Origin of the sequence: Enhydrobacter aerosaccus (assembly GCF_900167455.1) — a bacterium.
Lineage (GTDB): Bacteria > Pseudomonadota > Alphaproteobacteria > Reyranellales > Reyranellaceae > Reyranella > Reyranella aerosaccus.
In genome coordinates, this window is the sequence record NZ_FUWJ01000021.1 from 1 (window position 1) to 26,597 (window position 26,597).

The following is a 26,597-nucleotide window of genomic DNA, read 5'->3' on the forward strand; positions in this document are numbered from 1 at the left end:
CTGGTGAAGCCAAGCGGCTCGCGACTCTGGAACCAGGCGTACCGGTTCGGCGGGAAGCAGAAGAAGCTGTCCCACGGCGCCTATCCGTCGGTATCCCTTGCCACGGCGCGTCTGCTCCGCGACGAGGCCAGGAAGCTGTTGGCCTCAGGAGTTGACCCTGGGGCCAACAAGAAGGCTGCGAAACTGACCGCCGTCATCTCAGTCAACAACACCTTCGGGCGCATTGCCGAGGAGTATCTACAGCGCATCGAGGACGAGGGGGCTGCCGAGTCCACCGTTAAGAAGAACCGATGGATGCTTGTCGATCTTGCCGGTCCCGATCTTGGTACCCGACCAATCGCGGATATCACCCCGGCGGAAATCCTCGTGTTGCTCCAACGGATCGAACGCAGCGGGCGCCGAGAGACGGCACGGCGGTTGCGCAGCCTGGTCGGTACTGTCTTCCGGCTCGGTGTCTCGACGTTGCGAGCCGAGAACGATCCGACTCATTTGCTGCGCGGTGCCTTGAAAGCGCCCAAGGTTCAGCATCGAGCCGCCATTACCGATGAAAAGCAACTCGGCGCCCTTCTGGCGATCATAGATGCTTATGACGGTTGGCCGACACTTCGGAGCGCCCTTCAGTTCACGGCGTTGACATTCGCCCGCCCCGGCGAGGTCCGCGGCTCAACGTGGGCAGAGATCGACCTGGAGGGAGCGATCTGGCGCATCGACGGCGCTCGCACCAAAGTGCGCCGGCCCCATGACGTGCCGCTGTCGCGACAGGCGCTCGATGTGCTGCGCGATGTAAAAGAGATCGCGCCCAAGAGTCTGCTTGTGTTCCCCTCTATCCGCTCCAATGCCCGCCCCCTCTCGGAGAACGCCATGAACGCTGCGCTGAGGCGCATGGGCTTTACGCAGGATGAGATGACCGCACACGGTTTCCGGGCGGCGGCCAGCTCGATATTGAATGAACGGGGCTTCCGGCCCGACGTCATTGAGGCCGCGCTCGGGCATCAGGAGCAGAACGAAATCCGGCGTGCCTACAACCGAGCGAGCTATTGGTCCGAGCGGATTGAGTTGATGCAGGCGTGGGCAGACTGTCTTGATCAATTGAAGCGTACGCATGACGAAAAAACGTCAGGCGTAGGCTGGATGGATCAGCGCAGCGGCCTTAGCGGACGTCACCGACCTCTTCCGTCGGTTGCCACGTCACGGGGTTTGCGACCCAGCGATTGACGTCGGATTCCCTCCAGCCGGCGGCGTTGATGCTGATCCTGATCTGCGGCGGAAACGTACCGTCGGCGATCTTGCGATAGATGGTGGATCGGGACAGGCCCGTCCGGACGAGGAGAGTGTTCAGGCGGACGATACGGTCTGGTGCGGGCATGGCGGTGCTGGCTCCTGTTGGGTGTTCATGACTGCTTCCGAGCCAGACAAAACAAGTGCTTACGCGCGCACAAGTGGGTTTAGGGCGTCATCGTAGTCTGCCGCACAGGCGGCGGAAAATGGGCGGGATCAAAGTTCGATGCCCAGCCTCTCCAAGGTCGACGCCGTGCTGAAGGCAAGTTCCAACCCGAGGCGGTGGCCCGACCTCTTAGAGGCATGCATGCCGAGGCTACGTTTGTCTTGGCGGGACATGATGCGGTGGGACCGCCATGACGAACGTCGGCAGCTATCGTGCGGCCTTCCAGACTGGAGACAAACTGTGAGCGCGCCCGTGCTATCGGGGACCTGGCCATCGTGCCATCAGGGACCTGATTCACGTGCTTTCAGGGACCGGAATCGAGGAAAGACCGTTGCAACTCAAGGCATTGTGGCGCGCCTAACATTCCTAACTGGATTCCTTCAGAATCTTTCTAACGGACAGCCCGCGTGATGAGCCTGGGGATAGGTTTCCGCCGATGGTGCCGACGAGCGCGGTCAACTCAGGAACATGACCGAACTATTGATGACTTTAGCGGCCTCGGCTGAGCCGGATGGACGGGCGATGGTTTGACGTGGAAGCGCAACTAATCGAACACCGTGCGCATAAGTTCGCCGAAGGGTTGGAGGCAGGGAGATAGATCGTTACTCGAGTCTTCATCGCCCGCGATCAAAGTCGTTGCCGCGGCCTGATTGGAGTGGCCAGTGATTGGCCCCGTTCGCCTGATCGCGTTCTCTCATGGCTTCACTGAACTTTGCTTCGGCTCGGCGGATGTAATCGGGGCGCGTGTCGGGTCGGCTATGAATGTTCTGAAGTTCGCTGATGTCGTTGACATGACGCGGAGGCGCCGGCCCGTTTCCGGTGCTGTGTGACCGGCGTTGCGGCTCGCGCTTGCTCGCGGATGAGGGCCTGGTGTGGTTGCGTTCGGATACGTGCGGCTCCTTCGCTATGGATTTGACCGCCGCGCGTTCGGTGTCTCGAACACCCGAGAGCGGGGCATTTGCTTTGCGTTCTTCTGGGTGCGCTTCCTTAGCGAAGTCAGGTATCTCGGCAAGGAGTGCCTGGCGCCGCTCGGTCACCTCGGCTCGATTGATCTCCGCACCCTGCGTGCTGTGCCGCACGAGATTGGCCGCCACGTCGCTGTTGAGGGCGTGGGCGGCGGCCTGTGGCCGCGACAGGATCGCGTCGGCCTGCTGGCGCAGCTCATCTCGCATCTCTTTCAACTCGGCCCGCCTGTCCGCCGACGGGGACGCCGTGGAATCGGCGGCCTTCGCCTGTCGATCGGCAGCATAGGCCTCATGGTAGCGATCGAGGGTGTCGCGGAACGACTGGATGCGGGTGGCGCTGTCCTGCTGCGCCGCCCGATCGTCGGCCGGCTGCGGCGGGATCACGCCGCGCAAGCCGGCAACGTAGTTGAAGCCGTCCGCCTCGGGCGCCTGCAGGGCGTCCCGTTCGGTCGGAACGCCGAGCGCCACATTGCGGCGGCTAGCGATCTCGGAACTCTCGGCCTGCTTGTAGAGCGAGGAATGCGTCTCCGCTTTGTCGCTCAACCGCTGCTCGCGTGCGATCTGGCGGGCGGCCGGATCGGCCAGGACACGATCGGCCTGACGGCCCACGGCGTCACGCAACGCCTGGCGCTGCAGTCGGAGCTCGGCCGCATCCGCGCCTTGGGTGGCTGCCGGCTTATAGGAAGCCCGCCAGTCGGCAAGCGCCTGACGGAAGGAGGCGACGAGCTGCTGCGCATTGGTCCGCTGCTCGGCCGTCAAGGTCATGGGCTGCAGCAGCGATTGATGGAGGAGGGCGTCACGCGTGGCATGTCGGACGTCCTCGCGCTGCTCTCGCGCAATCGCGCGGTCGAGGATCCTGACCGCCTGATGCCACGTCGCCCGTTCGCTGGCAGCGGCGTGGTACTGACGGGCGTGGGCCTGGTCGAAGGTCTGCGCGCGATCGGCCCGGGCCTTGTCGAGCGCGACCTGGGTCTGCGGCGTCGGATTTGCGACGTGCCGTTGATGGGCCTGCTCGACAAGGACGGACGCGGCACGAACCGCCGGATCGTCCGACACCGTGTCGGGGGTCGGCAAGCTCGGCTGCCGTTGCTTCAGGACCTGCGCCAGGTCGGCGGCCGACATTCCCCGATAGCTGCGCAGGGTCTCGGCCCGGCTGCCGGTCGAACCGGCGCGCAGCTCGCGGGCAATGGCCGAATCGAGCGCCTTGACCGTGTAGTCGTAGCGCCCGCGCTGCACGGCGGCCTTCTGCTCGAGCTGGCGCTGCGTCGCGGATCGGGTCTGTTCCTCGCGCCGCTCCGCCCGCATCAGATCCATTTCCAGGGAGGTCTTGAGCGGTTGCAGGCGGGCGACCGTCGCGGCAGCGGCCGGATCGCCGGCACGCTGCGCGGCAATCGCGGCCGCATAGTCACGGGCCACGTCGGCGAGTCGCGCCTCGAGCTGCACGACGCCGGCGGCGGCCCGCTTCACGTCAGGATGAGCGTCAACGTCTGAGGGCTTCACCGGCGCCGGCGTCAGCGCCTTGGCGGCGGCGGCAAGGGCGGCTGCGCTCATGGACCGATAAGCCACCTTGGCTTTCTCCCAGCCCGCATTGTCGAGCAACACCGCCCGCTGGGCGCGATCGGCCTCCTGGCGCGCGGTCGTCTCGTTGGCAACCCATGTCCGATGCGCGCTCTGCCCCTTGGAGAAGAAGCCCTGCGCATAGTCGAGGGTGGATTGTTTGAAGCTCCAACGGCCCAGGCCTTCCTTCAACGCAGCGATATCCTTGAACTCGTCTCGGCCGGCATAGACGGCAACCGAATCGCGATGCCGGCTCAAGCCGACATAGGCGAGGCTGCGATCGAGGGTCGGGGAGGCAAGAAGCATGACGCGATCGGCCGTGGCGCCCTGGGCCTTATGCACGGTGACGGCATAGCCATGGTCGATCGCCTGATAGGCGGATTGGCTGATGACGACGGCAGGCCGCGCCCCGCCGCCTGGCGCGGTCCCGTCGAGCTGCACGACCAGTCGGCCCGGCGCGGCCTCCAGCACCGTGCCGAGGTCGCTGTTCCGAACATCGTGCATGAGCGAACGGCCGCGGCCGTCGGTCTGCCCGCCCTGGATCTCGAGCCGCCCATTGGCGAGGAGCTGCACGCGGTCTCCCGCCGCATAGAGGCGGTTGCCGGTGCGGCCGCTGAACAGAACGCCGGGCGCGATCTCGCCCTTGGCGAGCCGCGCCTCGCGAATCCCTGAGTTGAGCGCGGCCACGTCGGCATTGCGATGCGCCAGGACCAGCGGCGCCGGCGTCTGGGGCTCGGCGGCGCGCTGGGCCATATAGTCGGCCACCACAGCCTCGCGGGCGGATTGCAGATCGGCCGTCAACTCGATGGCGCCATGGGCGGCGTAGGCGTCCAAAGCGGCGCCAACTCGCCCGCGCGACAGATCCATGGTGGCCTGCCGTTGCCACTCCTCGCGCTGGCGATAGACGGTCGCGATCTCGGCAAATCCCACGCGCTCGGCCATCGCCCGGAACGCGGCGCCGGCGCCGATCGCCGGCAGCTGGTCCGGGTCGCCGACCAGCACAAGCTTGGCCCCGGTCTTGTGCACCTCGTCGACCAGCCGGGCCATTTTGGCGCTTTCGATCATGCCGGCCTCGTCGACGACCAGGACGGAGTGCGGCCCGAGCTGGACCAGATTTCGGGGCGGCGGCGTGGGGCCGGTGTAGGCGGCCCGCTGCTCGGCCGTCAGGCCGGAAAGCACCGCTTCCACGCTGGCCCTGAGGTCCGGGCTGAGGGCATTCCACGCATCACGGCGCTCCCAGCCCAGCAACAGCGAATCGACGGTCCGGCTGCCGATGCCGGAGGATTCGGAGAGGTTGCCGGCCGCGGTGGCGGCTAGCGCGGCACCGACCACCTGATAGCCGCCGCCCTCCCAGGTACGGCGGGCGGCCTCCAGCATCGTGCTCTTGCCGGCGCCGGCGACGCCGACCACGAGGGCGAGCCGGTCGCTCTGCGTCACATGCTTCAAGGCCGCCGCCTGCTCGGCGGTCAGCGCAAAGGCGCGACCGTCCGGCCCGCGCCGCGCCTCGGCCAAAGCCTCCAAGGCGCTTTGCCGGACTGCGGCAAGCGGGTCCTCAATTGGCCCTGCCGCCGCGCCGGCCGACGCCTGCGTGCGCGCCGCGAGCTGCACCGCCTGCGTCGCCATACTCGCTTCGAGGGAGACCATTTGCGCGGAGGAGAAGCGGGCAACGTCGACGAGCGGATCGCTCGAACTCACCTGCAGGGCCGGGTCGCGCACCTCGACGCCCTGTCGGTCGACCTGGCAGCCTTCCTGCATCTCGATCTCGCGACCGTCGGCGTGGCGGCGGATGTCGCCCTGGAGCTGAACCAGCTCCGGCGAACTCATGACGGCGGCAAGGGCTGCTGCAAACCCGTCATTGCCGCCCACGTACCGATGAACGGCCCGGGCGATATCCTGGCGGGTAAAGACAGCCTCGCTGGCGGTCAGAATCTTCAGGAGCTGGCCCGGGTCGTCGCGGATGATCCGGGCATTGTGCGCTTCGGCTTCAGGCGTGAGGGCGACGTTGCCGATCTGCACGCCGCGCCGCCGCATCTCGGCGGCATCCGGGCCAACATGCTGCGTGGGGATGATGTCCAAGCCAAGATCGTGGAACGACCGCGCCTCGAGGCGAACTTCCAGCCCCGCCCTGGCCAGGTGCCGGTTGGCGAGTCGTGTCCAGTCAGTCCGCAGGTCCCGGATCTGCTCATGCACCGGCACCATGCCCAGCGCCTTGCGGTTGGTGCTGTTGATGGCGAAGTGGTAGCGATCGCCAAAGCCCTGCTCGGTCGCCTTGAGCGAGGTGAGCAGGATGTGAACATGAAAGTTGCGCTGGTCACCTCCGCGGCTCGGCGCATGGATCGCCAGATCGGCCACCACGCCCAACCTGTCCGCCAGCAACTGGGTGTACTCTCGAGCCAAAGCCTGGCGCTGGTCCTCCGACAGTTCGGCCGGTAGGGCGATCGTGAACTGAGTGGCCAGACGGGCATTCTTGCGCGGGTGCGCTTCTTCCAGTCGGTTCCACAGTTCCTGGCGGTCGTGCATCCAGGAGGGCGCTGCGACTCCCTCCGGAATGAAGATCTCCGTATGGAGGACGCCGGCCTTGCGCGCGTAGCTGAAGAGCTGCTGGGTCCGGTTGCTGTAGAGCGTCTCGCCCGCCTGGTAAGCCGCCGACGCCACCGTCGATCGGCCCGCACCTCTCGATATCTCCGACTTGGCGAAGTGACAGATCGCCATGGTTTTACCGGGACGCAATTGGCGAGAGCCAAATTGCGCTAGTGCGCCCTCCGGTCGGGTGCGGTTTGGCAACAAAGACAAACCGCCCAAAGAAACGACGTGTCGGCATGCCATGATTCTAGATGCCCACTACGAAATCAGAGCCGATCAGAAGGCCGCCAATTCTGCGAAATGCAGCGATGAGGCATTGGCGGCCAAAGCGTTCCGGGGGCCAGATTGCGAATTCCAGACGATGGGGATACTGGCCGACCTGATTGCCGACGAGGCGTGTTTGAGTTGGACGGGCTATCGGCCGAACTAGCCGCTGCGACGGTCGATTTGCATGCTCTACAGATTGCTTGCGAAGCGTCGTGGCTTCTTGCAGTGCCGGGTCCACAGGTGAAAATTTTCCTCCGCCCTTAGCGGCGATCGACGACGTAGTTAAGGGCCAGGTCTCGAAAGCGCCGCGTCGACCGCCAACTACATTCGACCTTCGAATTGTAGTACGCTTCTGGCGAAACGCGTGGGTTGTAGACAATTCAGCCGTGGGGCATGTGGCCAAAGATCCCTAACAATCATGCGCGATGGGCGACGCGCAGCGGCTGAATGGAGCGGCGAAGGAACCAGCCAATGCCGGAGGGAATCAATCGCGGTCTGCCGGTCGCGCGGCTGCTGATGGTTATCAGCAGCTTAGCGCCGCTGTTTCTCCTTTGGGCGATCCGGGGTGCGCCGCCGGTACCGGATTGTTACTGGATCGGCGGCTGCCTGGCGTTCGCCGTGCTTCCAACCATGGCGCTGATCGGACGCTGGCGCCTAGCCATCCGACGGAACGATCGCCGAACCGTTGTTGTCGCCGCGGCGCGGGACCAAAGCGATCACTTGTTGATCTATCTCTTCACCATGCTCTTGCCGCTCTACACGGTGAACCTTGCAAACTCGCGTGAGCTGCTTGCCGCGGCTGCTGCCTTTATTTTCATCATATTTCTCTTCTGGCACATGAATCTTCACTACATGAATCTCGGCTTCGCGGTTCTTGGTTATCGGGTCTACACCATAGATATGGCCGGTGTGGACGACGCGCCTGGCCTTTCCGTCGTTCTGTTGTCGAAACGGATCGATCCGCCGAAAGCGGGAACGCAGATCGATGGCCTGCGCCTCAGCGACACTGTCTACGTCGAAAGGGCTTCCGCTCATGCGCACTGAATTCAACTTCGATCGCATCCAATCAGTCGAATTCTGCGTCAACCTGACCGGCGCGGATGGGGAGCGAAGCAACTACTTGGTGCCGGCGGACCGGTCGGTGCAAGACGCGCTCCGTCAGGTCCTAGCGGCAACGGCTGCCGTCATCGAGCCGGAGGATGGAAGCTGGCCAACGTTCGAGCTTTCCGAGAAGTACGCATCGAGAGAGACGCTGCGTGCTGCGCTTGCGGCCGAAGAAATGGCGGCCATCAGGGCATTGCACGCCGAGGAGGGCTGGCCAACCAATGCCGGTGCCCTCGCCAATCCGGCCCGGCTCGCCTACTACTTCGGCGTCTTCCGCGACGACCGGAACCGCAAGCTCCTAGGTGTGCGTAAAGCAACACAGTTCAAGGGCGCTTTTAGGGGGCGGTTCGTGTCGGTTATCGATGACACGCTACGCATGGTCGCCGACAAGGTCTTCAAGCTCGACAACGAGTTCGACTTTCTCATCAGCGCGCAGCACGTGTACGTGCTCCACCCGGCCGCCTTCGAGCACATTGCGGAATTCGAGTCCTACGCGGCGGAGCGGGCAAAGGAGAAGGCCCTGGCGCTCGGGGAGACTGTCGCGTTTCTCGATTTCACCGGGCTTGCCAAATATGTGGAGCGGCATAGGCGCGCCGCGCGGCTCGTTGCAGCCTTGAGCGGCCGCAACGATCTAGGCACCATTACGAAGGCGATGTTTACCAAGGCTGCGGCCGAAACTGGCGTGGTCCTCGAACGGTCGGGCCACAAGCTCACGCCTGCCAGGGGCAGCGAACTTGGCTGCCTCGAATTGTTGGATCACCGGCGCTACACCACCGCCCTGCGCCCCGGCCAGAAACCCGCCTTCATTGCCGCCAGCCGGCGCCCGGTCGGCCACTGAGATACTACCGATGATCTGGAAAGTCGGGTGCTCCCACCGAGATGGGCAACGCGACTGATTGGCCTTAACCGATCGTGGCCGTTAGTGGATGAAATGCGAAGGAAGCGAATAGCCAATATTGCTTGTTGACAGTTTGTCCGCCGATCCGCTAATCCGCTGATACACGATTTGCGGGGGCTGTATGGGCTTGGATATGTCGTCATTTGGTGGGGCCGTGGCATCGGCTCGTAAAGACAAGGGAATGAGCCAGAAGGAACTTGCGGCAAAGATCGTCAAGGAAGACGGTCAACCGATCACGCCCCAGTACCTCAACGACATCGAGCATGACCGACGCAGCCCGTCTTCTGATCATATGATCCGCCAGTTCATTAAAGTCCTCGAAATCAAGGAAGAGGGCGTACTCTACGGCCTTTCTGGTGTCTTGCCCGAGCAGGATCAGAAGCTGGTGCGTCGCGCCACTCCCGAAAAGGTCGATGCAGCTTACGTCGCCTTCCGCAAGGCTCTGAAGGAGTAGAGCCGGTGAGGTCCGTTCCCGACGACATGCATGGTTTCGGTGAACGTCCGCACTACGAGCCGCGCGAGCTCGACAACATCTTCGAGAAGATCGTCACCGATTTCCTGCGTAAGAAGTACGGCTATGTCGAATTTCCGATCTCGACTGGCGACCTTACAACCCTAATCGAGGTGTACGTCGCCGACTTGGACCAATACGCCGATCTCAGCGGCTACGGCACTAACGTCGAGGGGGCGACCGTCTTCGCCCGCTCGGGCAAGCCCAAGGTCCTAATCTCGGCGCTTGCCCACAAGTTCGAGAACCGCCTGCGTATCACCCTGGCACACGAGTTTGGCCACGTTCACCTGCACGCCTATCTCTTCGGCCTGCTCGACCGGCAGATGCAACTCGGCGCGAGCAAGCAGAACGCCAACGCCATCGCCTGCCGCAGCGACACGATCGTCTCGGCCCGCAAAGTCGACTGGCGCGAATGGCAGGCGGGTTACGCCTCCGGTGCTATGCTGATGCCGAAGTCCCATCTCCAGCGGGTCGTTGGCGAGGTTCAGCGACGGCAGGGAATCTTCGGCGCCGTCGCCGCCACAAGCCACAACGGTCAACTTCTCATCGAGTCCGTGGTGGAGAACTTCACGGTCTCGCGCGATGCCGCGCGCGTCCGTCTCAGTGTCCTCAACTTTCTCGGCCAAGAAGCGGCCGCAAGCTCCCTGTTTTCCTAAGTTTTCCGGGAGGGGCTTGACGCTGGATTTCATGATCTCATATAATACGTCAATAAGCGAATCCGCATGTCCGCGGATAAGCGGTCAACATCTCTACCAGACGGAGGCTCCTTTGGAGCGCAGCAACGACCATCGCCTCGGCGATCACCACCACGACGACCGCCATCATCAGTCGCACGATCACCACCACGAGTACCACCTGACCATCGACCACAAGCCTTTTAAGTGGTCGCGCCCGACCATCACCGGCGCCGAGATCAAGAAGCTGGTCGACGCCAAGCCGGAGTACGGCGTCTGGCGCGTCGTCGAGGGCCCCGGCGACGACGAGGAAATCGGTGATCAGCAGCCGGTCAACCTGAAGAAGCCGCAGCACAACGTCTTCATCACGGGCCCCAAGAAGTCGACCGAGGGGCAGGACTCGTTACTGCCCGCCCGCGACCGCGAGTACCTCGCCACCAAGAACATCACCTATCAGGAGACCACGTCCGGCGGGCAGCGCGGCGTGATCTTCCGGCAGTATCCTCTGCCGACCGGGCACTTCGACGCTGCCTACGCCGACATCCTCGTGATCCTGCCGCCCGGCTACCCCGATGCCCCACCCGACATGTTCCACCTCATCCCCTGGGTGCGGCTCGCGGTTCGCAACGGCTATCCCCGCGCCGCCGACCAGCCGGTCGTCTTCAACGGCCAGACTTGGCAGCGCTGGTCCCGCCACAACAGCGAGTGGCGCCCCGGTGTCGACGGCATCTGGGCGATGCTCAAGCGAATCGACCACGCCCTGAAGGTTGCCGCGTGACCACCTACAGCGCCACATTCCAGGCGGCACACGCCGACGAGCTCCAGCGTCTCATCCTAAGGGACGACGGCTGCGAGCATGCCGCCTACATCCTGTTCAACAAGGCCAACATCAATATCGATCCCTGGGATCGGCAGGCGCACGTCAAATACCTATCCGCGAAGATCGTGCCGGTCCCTGACGAGCAGGTGCTCGAGGCGACGCCGAACCTTGTCTCCTGGCAGACTGCCTCGTTCATCCGTTCCCTGAAAGAGGCGGTGGCCAACGATCAGGTGCTGGCCATCATCCACAGCCACCCGGGCGGCCTGCGATCCTTTTCGCGCCAGGACGACACCAACGAGGCCGAGCTCGTGCAGCTCGCCCAGAACCGCAACGGGCCCGACACGCCCATGCTGTCCTTCATCATGACGGCCGACAAGACGTTGACCGGCCGCATCTGGCTCAGCCGCCAGTACCACGCGCCCATGCGGCTCATCCGCACCATCGGCGAGTCCTTCCGGCTCCACTACGCCAGTCGTGGCTTCTCCTCGACCAGGCTGGCCTTCGATCGTCAGGCCCTCGCCTTTGGGAAGGCCCTCAACGAGGACCTGTCCAGGCTTCGCGTCGGCGTGGTCGGTTGCGGTGGTACCGGCAGTGCAGTTGCGATGTTGCTGCCGCGCGTCGGCATCGGCCACGTCGGCCTCATCGACAACGACATCGTTGACGTGACGAACCTCAACCGGCTGCACGGCGCCCGTCAGGCCGACGCTGATGCCATGGCGCCCAAGGTGCAGGTCGTGGCGCGCGCGATCGCCGAACTCGGCCTCGGTACCCGCGTCGTCTACCGGGAGGCGTGGGTCGGCGACCCCGAATGCTATGATCTCCTCAAGTCCTGCGACATCATCTTCGGCTGCACCGACGACAACGAAGGCCGGCTGTTCCTTAGCCGTCTAGCATTGTTCTATCTTATCCCGGTCATTGACCTCGGCCTCGCCATCAAGGTCACCGACGCTGGTCCGCCCGCCATCGAGGCTCTCGACGGCCGCGTAACGGTATTGACGCCGGGCAACGCGTGTCTGTCGTGCAGGGGCGTGGTCGAGGCCGCCCGGGCGGCGGAGGAGGCGATGCGCCGGACCACGCCCGCCCTCTATGAAAAGCGTAAAGCCGAGGCCTACGTCTTCGGCGAGGGCAATCCGAACCCAGTCGTCGTGACCTTCACCACCGAGCTCGCCACCATGGCCGTCAATGAGATGCTGCAAAGGTTCAACGGCTTTCGTGGCCCCCACGGCTTCCGCGCCAACCAGCTCAGGCGGTTCCACCTGATGATGGACGCCAAGCCCGGTGCCAGGGCGGCCGCCGGATGTGCCCTGTGCGATAGCGAAGGGTACTGGGGCAGGGGTGACATGAAGCCCTTTCTCGACAGGACCTCGTGATGACCATCGCCTCGCGCTTCAGCCGCACCTGCGCCACGCTCAGGCACAGCGCTGTCGACCTACTCCGCCGGAGCTTCGTTTGGTCGGGTCTTATCGAGCCTGTCCAGCTCAAGGCACGGCTTTCGCCTGAATATCCAGATCTCAAGACTCTGCCCGAGGAGACCGTCTACGTGGTCGGCGGCGCCGACTATCAGAAGTGGGCCTACATGGTTTGCCCCTGCGGCTGCGGCGAGCGGATCATGCTGTCGCTCGCCAAGAACCGGCGCCCTCGATGGCAGGTCGAGATCGACTGGCTGGGCCGTCCGACCATCAAGCCTTCGGTCTGGCAAACCGACGGCTGCTATAGCCACTTCTGGATCAAGAAGGGCGCTATCCAATGGACACGCGACACGGGCACGCCATACCGCGTGTGCGTAGCCAAGGAGGCGTAATGGGCGCTGATCATCAGAGAAGATTTGACGTAACAGAGAGCCTCGGGAAGGCCGACCAAATTCACCATCGCCATTGCTGCGCTACCAAGCGCCGGGCTTGGCTCATCGGGCCCATGATCTGGAAGCAGGACCCGTTGCTCCTCCGGAATGTTTTCAACGCAATTCACAGTAGCAATACCGCTACCGCCACAATCACGCCCTTCTTCGCTGGAAGCTATCCATAGCAATACCCGGGGAGGCAATGATGAACGATGATTTCACGCCGCACGCAGCTCGACCAAAACGAGCGTTTGAGATTCCACAAGCTTAACTGCTTGACAAGATTAGCATTCGCTCGCCATACTAAGCAACATGACAGATCGGCTTGGCTCTTTTCTTGCGAAGGCTCGTTCCGCTACTGGCAAGAGCCTGCGCACGGTCGAGCGTGAGACCGGCATCTCGAATGCCTATTTGAGTCAGCTCGAGACCGGGAAGATTAGGACGCCAGCGCCTCAGAACCTCCATCGGCTCGCCGAAGTCTATGGAGTTCCATATGGATTGCTTATGGAGCTTGCGGGCTTTCCGGTGCCTGGAGCATCCGCAGCTGGTCCGACATCGGCGAGGGCAAACGCGCGGATTGGCCCGGTAACGGCCGACGAAGAAGAGGCGCTTATCGAGTACCTGCAGTTCATCCGCTCTCGAAAACGGGGGCGCTGATGCGATGGTCCTATTCGGCAGGCCGCAGCTTTCGCCAATGCCAACGGCAGTGGTTCTTCAAGAACATTGTCGCCAGCGCGCGGGCAAACCAACCGCTTCGTCGGCGTGCCTACCTCTTGTCAAAACTGCAAAGCTTGAGTGCCTGGCGCGGCAAAGTCGTCGATGACGTCATTTCGAAAACGCTCATTCCCAGCCTCAACCGTCGTGACACTGTTACTCTCAAGACCGTTAAGCAGAAAGCCCGGTGTCTCTTCGACAGTCAACTCGCTTTCGCCCTTCGCCACCCCATCGACGATCCCGATCTACGAGTATCGCGAGAAGGCGAGGATTTCGCCCTGCTTCACGGCATGGAATATGGGCAGGCTCCAACCGCACAGGACGTCGAACAAGCCTGGACGGAAGTCGAGCAGGCCTTGACCAATTTGTACAACATGTCCGCGGTACGCGAGGTCCTTAAATCCTCCGATTACGTAGTCTCGCAACGGGCATTGCAGTTCGAATTGATGGATGACGTGACGGCGTTGGCCTTCCCAGACGCCATTGCGTTCTCGCCAGCGCGCCCACCCCTCATCATCGACTGGAAGGTCCACGCCTTCGGCCAGAACGACGCCTGGCTCCAGCTCGCCATCTATGCCATCGCGCTCAGCCGCTCGAAGCGGCACGCCGACTTCCCAGAAAACTTTTGCTGCGCTCCGAAGGACGTCGTGTTGCTGGAGGCCCAACTTCTCACCGGGTCTCTTCGTGAGCACGACCTCGGCGACGATGAGATCATCGAGGCCGAGGAATACATGATCAACTCGGCCTGTGAGATCACCTCTCTGACCGAAGGAAAGAAGTACGCGGAACTGTCCGCCGAGGACTTCCGAGTCGCTCATCACGCCGAGACCTGTCAGCGTTGCGCCTTCCGCACGATTTGTTGGGAGAAGCCACATGCCCAGTGAGACCAATTGCTTCAAGATTCATGGGCTTGATCAACTCGAAGCGGAATACCGACTTTACCAACTCGCCGGGTTGCACCACGACGGCGCAGAGTTCTTTGCAAACGTGCAGCGGGTCATCGATCGCCTCAGCAGGCAGATGAAAGCACCTGTCACCACGTTTGAACGCGATGGAAACACGTTCCTCCTGGCGCCGACTGGATATGCTGATCCTCCTGATCATATCACGTTGGTTGGGGCGGTCGCTGCGATCCGAAGAACGGAGGAGACGGTCAGGCTATCCTTTGTTGGTAACTCCCCCGAGTGGGACGCGGTTCGAATGCGCTTCCTGCAATTCGGGTTCCAGAATCCGCTCTGGAAAAGTCCGTCGTTGTGGCAACCCGGTGCAGGGCAGCCGTTCTTTTTCAAGCAGGCCGCTAAGGCGCTTGGTGCGCTTGAGCTTTTCGAGGGGTTCGCATTGCGCGTCATGCCTTATCCGGAAGGCGGATTCGGCGTCGTCGTCGACCTTCGGCGTAAGCTCGTTTCTCGCACGCCGTTGGCGGCGAAGATACGCCGCGATGAGGTAAATCGGCTCAAGGGTCGCTCCTGCGTGTACCGCATGGGCGATACCTGGTTTGAAGTATCCATCTCGGGACTTTGTGATCAAAAAATTGGCGAACCCTCGATCCCCCTCAACGGGAAAGCCGTTAGCCTGATCAACTATCTCCACACGCAATCACCCAAGCCCGTACCTGGGTCTCTGGCCAATCTCTCCCCAGAGAGCCACGCCATTTTCTATCGGACGAGAGGCCCCGAACAACGCGCCGCGCCCGCAGCGCTTTGCCATCTCGTCGAAGACACCCATGGAGAGATCGGCGCTCGGCACCAGCCCCTGACAACCATTGGGCCGGACGAGCGATCTCGAAAGATCCAAGAGATTGTCACGCGCTTCCTGCAGGCAATCAAAGTTGCCGGCGCAACTTTGACGGTCTCAAGCGAACCGGCGCGCACCACAGGACGATCATTCAACCTACCAGCTCTCGGCTTTGGCAATGGCGCGAAGCTGTCGATGAATCCGAGCAACGGCTTCATACAGGGCATCCGCGAATATGCCCGCAGCCGCCTTGCTCTGCTGGACGACAGAAGGGCGGGGTTTTTCGAACAATCGTCCCTGGCCCGGCAGCATTTTGTTGTGCCGAAGAGCATCTACAATAGCTCTGGCCCGCAGTTTCTCGCCGACCTCAAGGCGCAAATGGCGTCACTTTACCCCAACCCCGCGGGGTATGATCCTGAAGTCGTTGTCTATGACGACCTGACGGGATCGCGCAATTTTGTCGGCCAGTCTCGTGCAATCAAGGCGGCGCTAGAACAGGCGCGCGTTAGCCCGGGCTTCGCCCTTGTCATGGTGCACCGCTATGAGCGTCGTGTTCGCTCGGCTGATCAATTGGCCGCGTGGATTGTGAAGGATCTGAACAACAGGTTCCAGATTACGGCGTCGGTCATACATACCGATATGATCCGCCGCGGTTATGTCGCACGAACCCGCAACGGTGAGACTCACTACGTGATCGACGAGAGCCAGCGGAAGCGTATGGCCGGCTATCTCCGCAACTTGGCGATCAACAAAGTCCTCCTGACTAATGGAAAATGGCCTTTTGTCATCGATACGCGGCTTCACGCCGATGTCGTCATCGGTATTGACGTCAAGAATAACACCGCAGCATTCACCTTGATCGGAGATGGCGGAAAGATCATCCGCTTTGCGACCAGTCCATCGCGACAGAAAGAGCAACTCCTCAAGAACCAAGTCTGTCAATATGTCGAAGACGTGATTCGTAAGGAGTGCGGCTCCTTGGCCGCCACACCGAAGCGAATTGTCATTCATCGCGACGGCCGCACGTGGCCCAGCGAGGTCGCCGGGATCATGGATGCTTGTGCGCATCTGGCGACTGACGGTTGCATTGACCCGCAGTGGCAGCTGACGATCGTGAATGTCTCGAAAACCGCAGCCGCGCCTCTGCGGATGTTCAGTGTACACCCCGCCCGCCTTGGCCAGGGTACATCCGTGGAGAACCCGGTTGTAGGAAGCTGGATCGCAATCGGAAATGACGAGGGATTCGTATGCACCACAGGAAAGCCGTTCCGCTTCCCGGGCACAGCTAATCCGCTACATATCCGGAGGGTACGAGGAGAGATGTCGATTCAGCACTGTCTCGAAGACGTCTTCGCGCTGAGCTGTCTGACTTGGGGCCAACCGGAAGGTGTCATGCGCCTGCCTATGTCGATCAAACTCTGCGATCGTAGTCTCTTCGACGAAGCTACCGACGTGAATGAGGACGAAGTCGCTTTCGGCAATGACAACATGGCGGGGGGTACACGATGAGCGACCTCAGCCTGCTCACTAGCATCTACGCAAATGTAGAGCATTTCGCATCGCTGATTGACACGGTGATCGAGCATGCGCGGACCAGTGCGACGCCCACGCCCGGAGACGCACAGAAGCGGCTCGGGCAATTGCTCGTTGATGCGGGCGACCAAGGGCAGGCATCACAGTCGTATGAAGCGCTTATGCTCGACAGTCTTCTGCGGGATCCGAGCGGCGAAACGCCTCTGGACCTACCGCAGCTCGGCTCGCGCCTCCTCGGCGGAGCTATTAGCTCCTCCGATCAGAAGCAATTGGAGATACTCGCCCAAGGGCTGGAACGAGAACGGTCGGCGGTCGCCGGCCGTCTTCGAGGACGCGGATGATCGAGGACTATCTGTCCGGGTCTGTCCGTCAGTCCATTGAGCGCATCCTGCAGCTTCGCGGCATCGTTCAATCTCGCCTTCCACGCGAATACGATGGATTGCGTCAAATCTGCCTCTGCAAGCTTGATCAGATCCTCGTTGAATTGAGTACGCTCACGCGAGAACGCATCGTCGATTCTGGGCTGCAGACGCCACGCCGAGTGCGCGTTTTCAAGCGGCTTGTTGAACAGCTGAACGCGGTGGAAGGCGTTGGCATCTTCGCGCTCAATCGTGTCAATGACGCAGATACTGCGTTGAACCGGCTGATCACCGAGATCTGCACGGAAATCAAGTATCCGTTGGTGAACCCCGTGGTCAGCCATATGTCGCAGGACTACTTCCACATCTACCCGGATTTCAATCTACTTTGCCTGCCGCTTCTCGAGAGTCAATTTCTCCTACACATGCCCGACATGTACCACGAACTTTGCCATCCCTTGCACCGCAACCTCGATTTGCCGATCCTTGGACCATACGCACTTACCTTCAAGAAGAGCCTCTTTGGCATGGTCGGCTATTTTCAACGGGAAGCCCTGGCAGCAGACCGGCTCCGTAATCAGGAGGCTCGTCTCTTTCAGATTCAGCTCTGGCGAACCTGTTGGGCAAAGTACTGGATGGAGGAGTTCTTCTGCGATTTGTTTGGAGTTCTGACCGTCGGGCCGGCTTACGCTTGGGCGCACTACCACTTGTGCGTAAGGCGCGGCGGCGACCCTTTCGCAACGCCCTTAATGCGCGAAACGTCCCATCCTGCGGATGACGCCCGCATGCGCGCAATGATCTGCATGCTGCGCTTGGCGCGCGAATTCGACACTGAAGCCGATACCATTGAGCGAGCGTGGCGTGAGCTTATCGCTGTCATGGGCTACCGCGCGACCGCTGAATACCACTTGTGTTATTCCGATGCTCAGATCGAGCCTCTTGCCCGTGCGGCGCGAGAAGGTGTCGAAGGCATCGGGATTGTTCGAGCGACCTCCGGAGCTACGGCTCGTGTCCGCGATGCTCTAAGCGAAGCCTGGCGAGTCTTTTGGAAATCGCCAACCGACTTTCCCGCATGGGAAGTGGCCGAGGTTGAGAAACTGTTGCCGCACCAAGCGTGACTCACTGACCTTTCCCCTGAGCGACGCAGAGCTGTCCCGGAAAGCGAATTCAGGTCCCAGAATCTTCTGTATTCTGGCAGTAGGTTGGATATCCCGAGCAACCCCAAAACTTAACATTCGTTGTATGATTTACCCGAATCTTCATCGAGCGGCTGCACGCAGGGCACGTCTTTCTCGCGAAGACTCGTTGATCCTTGGCAAGCGTCATAACGCGAACCTCGCCGGCGCCATTCGCAGTGAGAACGCGAACGCATTCGTTTGTGGTGCCACCCGTTGTGTGGACATCATCGATCAGCAAAATCTTGGCGCCATTCCAAGTGAAGTCTGATGTAAAGGCTCCTTTGATCGCCTCGGCGCGCTCAAGTGGATTCTTCTGTTTGTAGTTTTCAATCTCCTTGATGCATCCCAAGCCATCGAGCGCCACCTCGATATCTTCATCAAAGTGGTTGGCCCCAAATTGCAGCAGCTGTTCAAAGCGATTACGAGCCTGCGATGGCTTCATTGGCACCGGGACAATGTACTCTGGCGTCCAATCGAGACTGCCTATGGCGCGTCCCATATGAGAATAGCTCTGCCGATCGCAAGGCCTAGTCGGCAATTGCCCCAATAATTGTCGGCAAAGCAGGCCGTGTGGACCCAGGCGCATTTTGCCATTTTTGCAGGATCTTTGCCGCTCCAGCTGTTTCGATGAGCCAGTAGCGGGCTAATTCGCGATCAATTGTCTCTACGCCAAAGCGGTCAACGAGAAAGCACAAGCGCTTGAAGACGTGCGGCCGCTCTGGGGCCGACTGGAGCAGCTTCCACACCATCGACCGCAGGTTTATGCCCGTCTCAGCTTTGATAAGCGCATCAAAAAGCAGATCGCGATGGTGGCTTGCCCCGCCGCCGGTCCGGACGGGGCTTCCGGCAAAGTAAATTAAGGGCTGGCGTGCACTGGCATTCGGGCTTCGAGCGAGTTGGAACGCAATCTTCTCGAAGGGTTCAATCCCCCCAGAGCCCTCTGCTCGGTAAAGAAGCATTTCCACAGCCAGAGCGCACGCCGCTTCAAGTTCGGCATTATGTGTCGCCGCCAACAATATCTCTTGGAGCTCTCCCCATTCCTGCCGCGGCACGATTGACGGAGGAAGGTTTCTGAGGATTTGTGCTCTGTCCCTTTTTATTCCCGCGCCTTGGAGCATGTCTCTTATAAGAGGCAATCGTCTGTCTGGTAATGCTTCAACGCCCAGCCAAAACGCATGATCGGGAACCATTGACCAACACTTCTCAAGCGATTCCTTTGTTGCCGGATCGGGATTGCCCAAGGCCGCAATGATCGTTAACTGCGATTTCGATTCGTGACTTGGAGCTACAGGCAAGAGTTTGGCAGCGGCTGCTGCGAGAGCCGGACGCAGCAAAGAAAGCGGAGCTGCGTTCTCTGGTGGGCTAGATGTCAGGTGCCAGAGCTGTTCGACGGCCTTTTCGAATGCATGCGCAGCATCTGATTGCCAATCGCCGAGAAGTTTAGCTGCCTCGACTGGGCGAAGTCGGGACAAATGCCCAAACAAAGGGGCGTCTCTGCTAAACAACTCCTCGAGCGCGAAGCCGAGGGTTGCGTGTGGATCCGCCGTCACGGCTTCGAAAAAGAGACCCAATGCGACACTCTGATGAGGTTCGGCCCTTTCGCCTGATAGTTGGGCAAGAATTGCAATGCAGCCCACAGTGTCTTCGCGGACCGCCCGGGCGGCGGCACGGCCAAACGGTGAAATAGCCCGATGGGAAACGAGCTCTGGGTCGAGCCAATACTTTGAGCGCCAATCATGGGCGTCCTCATTTCCGATAATTGCTAGCATGAGTTGGAGGCGGTCTGCCGCAGGAAGCGGTACCGCATCAATCATTTCGCCTAGAGCGGACGTAGCCAGTAGGTAATTCTGATCTTGCCAGGCGCCTAGGAGCTTTTTGGCTTCCGATAGCACCGCCTCACGATCTTCCAACTCGAGAACAGCTCGCGCGGCGGTCTCCGATGCAGATGAGAAAGGTGATACGTCGGTAGCAAGGGCGTCCATGGCAGCGCGGAAAGCGGCAGGGTTTTCCCCGTGAAGCATGGCGACTGTCATGGCTGCCGCGGAATTGAACAAATCTTCGTCTGCGCGTTCAGAGAGAAGAGCTAAGATGCTATTCGCGTCAAGTTGGCGAGCCATAACATAGGCCGCTAAACCATCGGGCTGAAGACGTAGCTCATCTGAAATGACTTGAGCAGCGTCGAGTTCAAGTAAGCGGTCGATAGCATTGAGTAAGTTCGAGCCCGTCTGTCGCAGCTTCCTTGCATCGATCCGTCCATCAACACTACGAACAAGGCGCATGCCGAGCTCGTCGATTAGATGCAAAACCTGCTGGTTGCCCATGCCTCTTCGTTCGAGTTCATTCGCAATGTCCGCCCAGGTGGCCCGCCAGACCGTGAGGCGAGTAATTAATTGATCCGCAAATTGGTGCTGAAGCTTGGCAAAGCGAGCAATGGTTCCGACTTCGCGCGGAGTGCGTGCACTTCTTGCCAGGTGATCCAGGCCATACGCGATGCATAGCTCTTGTGACTCGGCTTTCGTCAGAGGCGGAAGCGTGATGTTCGTTTCAAATCTCAGGTCGAGAGCTCGCCACGCGCCAGGCCGGGAAGTGCAAATGAAGCGAGTCGGCATTTCTTTGGTCAGGTACTGGGTCGTCTCGAGCCAGTCTCGCAATCGGGGCCGGACCGCTGCTGAGACACGGTCGAGTCCATCGATCACCACTAGGCGATTTGCGGAATTCCACCATTCCCAAATTGCCTGCTCCATATCGACTGTACTTAGTGTGCCAAGCGGGCGCGATCGTAGGACGCGCGCCAAAGTAGATGCCGCATTGGGGTCGTCGTCGCGAATTTCTTCTCCGTAGATGACGTCGACGGAATAGGTGGGCGGAGGTGTATCGGTGAGAGACCCGACCCAGGTGCTTTTGCCTTCACCACTGCCAGCTATCACGCTCATATTCCGGCTTGTTCCAGCCAAGAACGCTCCTAAGCCTTGTTGGAGAGCTCTTCGCGGCACATAGCGTGCATTGCGAAGGGTGCGTTGCGCGCGTTCCGCCCTGAGCTTGACCATTTCCCGCTCAATTTCGGCCGATGCAGGCCGAGCGTAAGCGTCCGCTGGGCTCCGAAAAAAGCGCCGCCTCAATCGATCATCGTCGGCAAGGTACTGTCGTATTTTCGTGGGCCCTACCCAGCCCATCGAAAAAGCGGATAAAACATCTAATGCGGCATCATTCTCGCCGGCCGTTGCGCCGGGGTTTCCACTGGCGAGAGCTGCTATGCCTCTACGCGCTTTGGAGGCGATTTCTAGGACGTCGCCTCGATGGTTCGACAAGTATTGCCGAGGAGCGTCGAAAAAGCGCTGAGCCTGTTCTGTTATCTCTTCGCTTGTCCACAGTTCATAGCGAAAATCTGCAGGATCAGGGGCAAGGGCGCGATCTCGAACTGCGCGGAGTGCAAATCGGAATAGCTCAACGAGGATTTCCGGCAGGCTGAGGCGCTGGCTAATGCGGTGTTTGCATTGAAGAGCGCCAACAACCTGCTCCTTCCGGAGCAAAATAACGTCGCGGCCCTGGTCGGCACCCATCGGGAGAACGCGAGCCGTATCAAAGTGTTCGCCGACTGATGATTCGGCAACGGCCAAAGCGAGAAGTTCAAATTCTCGGTCAGTGAGCCAGGGCAGAGGCAGCTGTTGAGAGCGGACATCCGCAAATGCCCTTGGGAGTACGCCGTCCAGCTCCCCACGGGCATCTATGAGGTCCAATTGATTGGGCATTGAGGCATCCTACCGCTTTAGCCCCCCCCCGGAGCTTAGAGCTTGGAAACGATAATATTGTTCGACAACCACTACGGGCATGTAAAGTCCTTCTCAACAGGCCGCGGGGGTGATGGCGTCGAGGTCGAGGCGACTGCCTTCGCGAAATCTCGAGCACGTACAAATGCATCGTCCACGAGATGTATGCTCGGGCACCCAACTGCCCGTCATTGCTAAGCGAGTCGTTGGTAAGGCTATAGACTCTGAGATTGGGGCGGCTCTAGGCCACCGGTGTGGGGCGTCCAGAGCGCGCGCCTGAAAGAAATTGCTCCTTCGGGAGTTCTACTAGTTACAGACACGTCGACGGCCACGAGGCTACGCGTTGGCTAGGAAGTAGCTGGTGGTAGACGGACCTTTGCTCTCCAGCTTGTCCAAAAGCCTCCAAGCGCAAGTTGGCCTCGACGAAGCCTTTGACGCGATAGCGGAAGCTATAGGGAGTAGATGTAGCAGTTTGCTAGAGGATCGACGCAAGAAGTCACTTCCTGCTGGAGCGGCGCCTTCCTTTTCAGGGTGATGAGCCGCCTAGATGCAGCGTGTTCAGCGCCGCGGCCCAGTGAAATGGAGGCCGCATGACTGGCCGCATCGACGTGATGAAGAACCGCGAGCCAGGACTCACTCGATTCCATAAATGCTCCATCCATTGCCTTCTCTTTAAAAGCAATCAAAGCCTGGGGCGACCTGTATTATGAAGCAATGCGCATTGTCTTTACAATCACGCCGTGCTCGATTGGCGGTGCATCCTTCTTAGGATGCGGATCGTCGCGATGAAAGAGTTCTGCTCCGAGCCACACGAGGAAATTGTGCCCGACTTACATCCCGCTCTAATAGCTGCCGTTGTGTCTGTGCTCACCAACGCTGCGGGTATCGCGGTCACGCTCTTCGTCGCCCACCAAAACAAGACGTCGCGCCTTGAGATGCGAATGGAAGAAATTGCGCGGCAATTGCTGTCCGACGACGAATGGACAGTTCGAAGCATTGAAGTCGTCAAGGCGGCGCTTCATGGCTTGAGCGATGAGGATGTTCGAAACACGCTGCTCCGCGCAGGTGCAATTCCTCTAACGCTAAACGACCCCGACACGGGAACGAAGAGCGAGGTGTGGGGATTGGTGAGCCGCAATCGTCAATTAATCTCCGGTCAGACGTTCGACGGCAAACTGGCATCGAGAGAGCGTCCGTTCATTATTGATGGCAATATCCAAATACAGCAACAGCAACAAATACAAGGGCCGGCGCAATCTCGGGAAATCTCCCCGGCGCAAAAATGGCCAGCAGAAATGTCGCCGCTCCAGCTACAGCACTGGAAGCAGAAAAATGCCCAGTACGAAGTGATGCATGTGCAGGCGATTGCGACGCTCATTGAGGATCTGCTCAAGCAAAAAGCAACAATCCAAGAGATTGAAGTTATTCAGTGAGGTAAGGTGAATCTTGTTCGGAGTTGCAGCCAGGATGACTGATGCCATAGCGCGCAAGTAGTCAAATCGTCCTCATGCGCCTTTGCTTCCACGAGGAGAGCGGGCAGTGACGCAGCCTGATCGGCCGCTACCGGCCCGGAGTGTCGATCGACACTCATCAACTCGCCGCCGACCTTTTGTCGGCGGTCTTTTGGGAGAATGAGCCCCAGCTCCTCGTTGTAATAGGCAGCACACTGTTATGGCTGGTTAGTGACCAAGTCGATGGCCATCGGCAAGAAGCGAGGTGCGGCAGCAGATCAGTATGCGCGGTTGATCGCGGACGCGTTGAGGCTGGAGGCGAAAGGCTCTCGAGGGGCAGTAAAGAGAATCATGAAATGGACCGGCGCCAGCGAACGCACCGTCAAAGGATGGCTTGCGGGTGATATGGGTCCGCGGGGAGAGCATTTGCTAGGTCTGCTCCAATCGTCCGATGTTGTGTTTGAGCACGTCCTGTTGGCCGTTGGTCGTGACTTATCCGCGTCGAGCCCGGATGTCGCGTTATTGCGGCGCCAAATGCTCGATCTATCCGATCAACTCAGAGCTCTTGGCGCCACGAAGCAATAGGCAACTTCTTGCCCTTCGTAGGCAACTTATTGCCCTTGAGCGTGAAAGACTCCGGAAGCTCAGCCGTTTAGCGTCACGCCGTTCAGAGGCGTGAAGCATGAGTACAGATAGTCGACCACAGGTTGGACTCTCTGAGACCGGGGTTCCTCCACCCGCTGCCTTGACCGGGACCTCAAGGAGAGTACGGCAGACAGAAGTGGCCTCTTCGGGAGTTCGGCTGGCCCGGGCGGCGCAATACGTGCGCATGTCGACGGAGCATCAGCGCTATTCGACTGAGAACCAAAGCGACGCGATCCGCCAGTATGCAGAGAGGCGCGGCCTTGAAGTCGTCAAGACCTATGCCGATGAGGGTCGGAGTGGCTTGCGTTTGGACGGACGTGACGGGTTAAAGCAACTGATTGATGATGTGCAGAACGGCGTGGCCGATTTTTCGACCATCCTTGTCTACGACGTCAGCCGCTGGGGGCGTTTCCAGGACGCCGATGAGAGCGCCTACTACGAATACATCTGCAAGCGTGCCGGCATTTCGGTCCAGTACTGTGCGGAGCAATTCGAGAACGACGGCAGCCCGGTTTCGACCATCGTCAAGGGCGTCAAACGGGCGATGGCTGGCGAGTACAGTCGGGAATTGTCCGCGAAAGTGTTCGCGGGACAATGCCGGTTGATCGAAATCGGCTACAGGCAAGGTGGCCCGGCGGGCTACGGCCTGCGGCGTATGCTCATCGACCAGACGGGCGCACAAAAAGGCGAGCTTTCACGGGGAGAGCACAAGAGCATCCAAACGGACAGGGTCATTCTGGTCCCCGGCGCCCCGCTGGAGATTGAGACTGTCCGTTGGATGTACCGGGCCTTTGTCGAGGAAGGGAAGCCCGAACAGGAGATCGCTGATCTCCTCAATAGCCGGCACGTCGAATCGGAAGATGGGCGACGCTGGACGCGCGGCCGAGTCCACCAGATTCTCACCAATCCGAAGTACGTGGGCGATAACGTCTGGAATCGGATCTCCTACAAGCTGAAGAAGACCCGGGTGAGGAATGCGCCCGACATGTGGATCAGGTCCAATGGCGCCTTTGAGCCGATTGTCGAGCGGCACCTCTTTGATGCCGCATATGCCATCATTCAAAGCCGGTCGCGCCGCCTCTCTGATGAGGAGATGCTAGGGCGGCTGAAGACGCTCTACCAGGCCCGCGGACAGCTGTCGGGCCTGATCATCGATGAAGCGGAGGGCCTGCCATCGAGCTCGACCTATAGCAACCGCTTCGGAAGCCTTGGCCGTGCCTATCAGCTGGTCGGATATACGCCAGAGCGAGACTTTCGATACGTCGAAATCAACCGCGCACTACGGGAGCTCCACCCGCAGGTCGTCGGTGAGACTATTGAGCAGATTGGGAGAATTGGAGGCCGAGTTAGTCGGGACGAGAAGACTCAAATTCTGAAGGTGAACGACGAATTCACGGTCGCTCTAAGTATCGCGCGCTGTCTGCAGACCGCGGCAGGGACCTTTAGATGGCAAATCCGCTTCGATACGGGGCTTTCTCCCGACGTCATCGTCGCGATCAGGATGGATCGAGAGAATCTCGGCATTCAGGACTACTACATCCTGCCGAGCATCGACCTGCCAGGACCGCAAGTGCGACTTGGCGAGCACAATGGCCTCGCTCTGGATTCCTACAGGTTCGACACACTCGAACAGCTCTATGAAATGGCGGCCCGTACCTTCGTAAAGGACGTCCAATGAAGAATGCCCAATCTGCCGGCCGAATCGAGCAAGTGCCCCTCGAGAAGATCTCGGTGATCAATCCCCGGTCGCGTAATCGCAAGGTATTCGAGGGGATCGTCCGGAATATCGACAAACTGGGCCTAAAGCGGCCAATCACCGTTATCCGCAACCCTGATGGGGGTGATGGATTCGAGCTGGTCTGCGGGCAAGGTCGCCTCGAGGCCTTCAAGGCCCTGGGGCAGGCCCGCATTCCCGCAATCGTGGTCGAGGCGACTGAAGAGGAAGGGCTCGTCATGAGCCTGGTTGAAAATATCGCCCGACGACAGCACAGGGCTATCGACCTACTCCAAGACATTGAGGGAATGAAACGTCGAGGGTATGCCGAAGACGAGATTGCCCGGCGGACGGACCTGACGCCTGAATACGTAAGAGGCGTTATCCATCTGTTGGAGAACGGTGAGCACCGCCTGTTGCGCGCTGTGGAGTCGGAAGCCATTCCCCTGAGCGTGGCCATCCAGATCGCTACCTCGGAAGATAGCGACGTCCAGGAGGCCCTGCACAAGGCCTATGAAAACGGCGAGCTCAAGGGCAAGCGGCTGGCCGCGGCTCAGCATCTCGTGGAGCAGCGTCGGCGCCGCGGAAAGGCGCTGGGGTCGGGGGTGCGCAAGGGTAACTCCAAACTATCACCCAGCGCCCTCATCCGTACCTACAAGCAAGATGTCGACCGAAAGAGACTGCTCGTGCGCAAGGCTGAGGCCACCCGCGAGCGCCTGATGTTCGTTGTTCATGCGCTCAAGACGCTGCTTGCGGATGATGAACTGAAAGCCCTTCTCCAGGCAGAAGGCCTCGATACGCTGCCCCGGAACCTGGCCACCCGTATCCAAGGCGCGTGA

At 60.4% G+C, this 26,597-nt stretch carries 21 protein-coding genes; 17 read left to right on the forward strand and 4 right to left on the reverse strand.

Annotation, left to right across the window (positions count from 1 at the left end):
* A partial coding sequence (locus B5D62_RS32195) for a tyrosine-type recombinase/integrase (RefSeq protein WP_139374207.1) occupies positions 1–1,215 on the forward strand: 1,215 nt, incomplete at its 5' end.
* Here B5D62_RS32195 and B5D62_RS32200 read toward each other — a convergent pair.
* Together B5D62_RS32200 and mobQ are read right to left on the reverse strand one after the other, a co-directional pair.
* Entirely contained in the window at positions 1,151–1,366 is a 216-nt protein-coding gene (locus tag B5D62_RS32200) for a helix-turn-helix transcriptional regulator (protein WP_085938202.1), read from the reverse strand. The genes B5D62_RS32195 and B5D62_RS32200 overlap by 65 nt on opposite strands.
* A 692-nt stretch (positions 1,367–2,058) precedes the next feature.
* Positions 2,059–6,678, reverse strand: coding sequence for a MobQ family relaxase (mobQ, locus tag B5D62_RS32205; protein WP_170921258.1), 4,620 nt, complete (start codon positions 6,676–6,678; stop codon positions 2,059–2,061).
* A 609-nt stretch (positions 6,679–7,287) separates the two neighbouring features.
* Between mobQ and B5D62_RS32215 the strand changes: the two genes are divergently transcribed.
* From B5D62_RS32215 to B5D62_RS32275, 12 genes are all read left to right on the forward strand, one after another.
* The gene (locus B5D62_RS32215) at positions 7,288–7,860 is read left to right on the forward strand and encodes a hypothetical protein (protein WP_085938205.1); all 573 of its coding nucleotides are present in this window, start codon (positions 7,288–7,290) and stop codon (positions 7,858–7,860) included.
* On the forward strand, positions 7,850–8,758 hold the full coding sequence (locus tag B5D62_RS32220; protein ID WP_170921259.1) for a Kiwa anti-phage protein KwaB-like domain-containing protein: 909 nt from the start codon (positions 7,850–7,852) through the stop codon (positions 8,756–8,758). Before B5D62_RS32215 ends, B5D62_RS32220 begins: the two co-directional genes overlap by 11 nt.
* Positions 8,759–8,951: 193 nt before the next feature.
* On the forward strand, positions 8,952–9,272 hold the full coding sequence (locus B5D62_RS32225; protein WP_269435145.1) for a helix-turn-helix domain-containing protein: 321 nt from the start codon (positions 8,952–8,954) through the stop codon (positions 9,270–9,272).
* 5 nt (positions 9,273–9,277) lie between these two features.
* Complete coding sequence (locus tag B5D62_RS32230; RefSeq protein WP_139374208.1) at positions 9,278–9,985, forward strand: ImmA/IrrE family metallo-endopeptidase; 708 nt, start codon at positions 9,278–9,280, stop codon at positions 9,983–9,985.
* A gap of 112 nt (positions 9,986–10,097) precedes the next feature.
* On the forward strand, positions 10,098–10,781 hold the full coding sequence (locus tag B5D62_RS32235) for a multiubiquitin domain-containing protein (RefSeq protein ID WP_170921260.1): 684 nt from the start codon (positions 10,098–10,100) through the stop codon (positions 10,779–10,781).
* Positions 10,778–12,193, forward strand: coding sequence for a ThiF family adenylyltransferase (locus B5D62_RS32240; protein ID WP_085938210.1), 1,416 nt, complete (start codon positions 10,778–10,780; stop codon positions 12,191–12,193). The genes B5D62_RS32235 and B5D62_RS32240 overlap by 4 nt, the downstream gene beginning before the upstream one ends.
* Positions 12,193–12,624, forward strand: coding sequence for a ubiquitination-like system serine protease family protein (locus B5D62_RS32245; protein ID WP_085938211.1), 432 nt, complete (start codon positions 12,193–12,195; stop codon positions 12,622–12,624). Before B5D62_RS32240 ends, B5D62_RS32245 begins: the two co-directional genes overlap by 1 nt.
* A 351-nt stretch (positions 12,625–12,975) precedes the next feature.
* Positions 12,976–13,320, forward strand: coding sequence for a helix-turn-helix domain-containing protein (locus tag B5D62_RS34450; RefSeq protein ID WP_085938213.1), 345 nt, complete (start codon positions 12,976–12,978; stop codon positions 13,318–13,320).
* Complete coding sequence (locus B5D62_RS32260; RefSeq protein WP_085938214.1) at positions 13,320–14,261, forward strand: PD-(D/E)XK nuclease family protein; 942 nt, start codon at positions 13,320–13,322, stop codon at positions 14,259–14,261. The genes B5D62_RS34450 and B5D62_RS32260 overlap by 1 nt, the downstream gene beginning before the upstream one ends.
* Positions 14,251–16,620 carry an argonaute/piwi family protein gene (locus tag B5D62_RS32265; RefSeq protein WP_085938215.1) on the forward strand — a complete coding sequence of 790 codons (2,370 nt, stop codon included), beginning with the start codon at positions 14,251–14,253 and terminating at the stop codon, positions 16,618–16,620. The genes B5D62_RS32260 and B5D62_RS32265 overlap by 11 nt, the downstream gene beginning before the upstream one ends.
* The gene (locus B5D62_RS32270; RefSeq protein ID WP_085938216.1) at positions 16,617–16,985 is read left to right on the forward strand and encodes a hypothetical protein; all 369 of its coding nucleotides are present in this window, start codon (positions 16,617–16,619) and stop codon (positions 16,983–16,985) included. The genes B5D62_RS32265 and B5D62_RS32270 overlap by 4 nt, the downstream gene beginning before the upstream one ends.
* Positions 16,982–18,121 carry a hypothetical protein gene (locus B5D62_RS32275; RefSeq protein ID WP_085938217.1) on the forward strand — a complete coding sequence of 380 codons (1,140 nt, stop codon included), beginning with the start codon at positions 16,982–16,984 and terminating at the stop codon, positions 18,119–18,121. The genes B5D62_RS32270 and B5D62_RS32275 overlap by 4 nt, the downstream gene beginning before the upstream one ends.
* A 49-nt stretch (positions 18,122–18,170) precedes the next feature.
* Here the strand turns inward: B5D62_RS32275 and B5D62_RS32280 are convergent, their stop codons facing one another.
* Both B5D62_RS32280 and B5D62_RS33170 read right to left on the reverse strand, forming a co-directional pair.
* Complete coding sequence (locus tag B5D62_RS32280; RefSeq protein ID WP_085938218.1) at positions 18,171–18,680, reverse strand: ComF family protein; 510 nt, start codon at positions 18,678–18,680, stop codon at positions 18,171–18,173.
* 28 nt (positions 18,681–18,708) lie between these two features.
* Positions 18,709–21,930, reverse strand: coding sequence for an NACHT domain-containing protein (locus tag B5D62_RS33170; RefSeq protein ID WP_139374210.1), 3,222 nt, complete (start codon positions 21,928–21,930; stop codon positions 18,709–18,711).
* 803 nt (positions 21,931–22,733) lie between these two features.
* Between B5D62_RS33170 and B5D62_RS32290 the strand changes: the two genes are divergently transcribed.
* The 4 genes from B5D62_RS32290 to B5D62_RS32305 all read left to right on the forward strand — a co-directional run bounded on the left by B5D62_RS32290 (position 22,734) and on the right by B5D62_RS32305 (position 26,597).
* On the forward strand, positions 22,734–23,381 hold the full coding sequence (locus B5D62_RS32290) for a hypothetical protein (RefSeq protein WP_139374211.1): 648 nt from the start codon (positions 22,734–22,736) through the stop codon (positions 23,379–23,381).
* A 261-nt stretch (positions 23,382–23,642) separates the two neighbouring features.
* Complete coding sequence (locus B5D62_RS32295; protein ID WP_085938221.1) at positions 23,643–23,984, forward strand: hypothetical protein; 342 nt, start codon at positions 23,643–23,645, stop codon at positions 23,982–23,984.
* 238 nt (positions 23,985–24,222) lie between these two features.
* Positions 24,223–25,722: a recombinase family protein gene (locus B5D62_RS32300; protein WP_269435144.1), complete on the forward strand. Its 1,500-nt coding sequence runs from the start codon at positions 24,223–24,225 to the stop codon at positions 25,720–25,722.
* Entirely contained in the window at positions 25,719–26,597 is an 879-nt protein-coding gene (locus B5D62_RS32305; RefSeq protein ID WP_085938222.1) for a plasmid partitioning protein RepB C-terminal domain-containing protein, read from the forward strand. The genes B5D62_RS32300 and B5D62_RS32305 overlap by 4 nt, the downstream gene beginning before the upstream one ends.

What these genes read in the sequence shown, in the direction of transcription:
- B5D62_RS32295 (WP_085938221.1), top strand. Translation starts at nt 23,643, where the DNA reads ATGGCCATCGGCAAGAAGCGAGGTGCGGCAGCAGATCAGTATGCGCGG.
- B5D62_RS32225 (WP_269435145.1), top strand. Translation starts at nt 8,952, where the DNA reads ATGTCGTCATTTGGTGGGGCCGTGGCATCGGCTCGTAAAGACAAGGGA.
- B5D62_RS32270 (WP_085938216.1), top strand. Translation starts at nt 16,617, where the DNA reads ATGAGCGACCTCAGCCTGCTCACTAGCATCTACGCAAATGTAGAGCAT.
- B5D62_RS32260 (WP_085938214.1), top strand. Translation starts at nt 13,320, where the DNA reads ATGCGATGGTCCTATTCGGCAGGCCGCAGCTTTCGCCAATGCCAACGG.
- B5D62_RS32215 (WP_085938205.1), top strand. Translation starts at nt 7,288, where the DNA reads ATGCCGGAGGGAATCAATCGCGGTCTGCCGGTCGCGCGGCTGCTGATG.
- B5D62_RS33170 (WP_139374210.1), bottom strand. Translation starts at nt 21,930, where the DNA reads ATGCCCAATCAATTGGACCTCATAGATGCCCGTGGGGAGCTGGACGGC.
- B5D62_RS32280 (WP_085938218.1), bottom strand. Translation starts at nt 18,680, where the DNA reads ATGGGACGCGCCATAGGCAGTCTCGATTGGACGCCAGAGTACATTGTC.
- B5D62_RS32290 (WP_139374211.1), top strand. Translation starts at nt 22,734, where the DNA reads ATGAAAGAGTTCTGCTCCGAGCCACACGAGGAAATTGTGCCCGACTTA.
- B5D62_RS32275 (WP_085938217.1), top strand. Translation starts at nt 16,982, where the DNA reads ATGATCGAGGACTATCTGTCCGGGTCTGTCCGTCAGTCCATTGAGCGC.
- B5D62_RS32220 (WP_170921259.1), top strand. Translation starts at nt 7,850, where the DNA reads ATGCGCACTGAATTCAACTTCGATCGCATCCAATCAGTCGAATTCTGC.
- B5D62_RS34450 (WP_085938213.1), top strand. Translation starts at nt 12,976, where the DNA reads ATGACAGATCGGCTTGGCTCTTTTCTTGCGAAGGCTCGTTCCGCTACT.
- B5D62_RS32200 (WP_085938202.1), bottom strand. Translation starts at nt 1,366, where the DNA reads ATGCCCGCACCAGACCGTATCGTCCGCCTGAACACTCTCCTCGTCCGG.
- B5D62_RS32245 (WP_085938211.1), top strand. Translation starts at nt 12,193, where the DNA reads ATGACCATCGCCTCGCGCTTCAGCCGCACCTGCGCCACGCTCAGGCAC.
- mobQ (WP_170921258.1), bottom strand. Translation starts at nt 6,678, where the DNA reads ATGGCGATCTGTCACTTCGCCAAGTCGGAGATATCGAGAGGTGCGGGC.
- B5D62_RS32265 (WP_085938215.1), top strand. Translation starts at nt 14,251, where the DNA reads ATGCCCAGTGAGACCAATTGCTTCAAGATTCATGGGCTTGATCAACTC.
- B5D62_RS32305 (WP_085938222.1), top strand. Translation starts at nt 25,719, where the DNA reads ATGAAGAATGCCCAATCTGCCGGCCGAATCGAGCAAGTGCCCCTCGAG.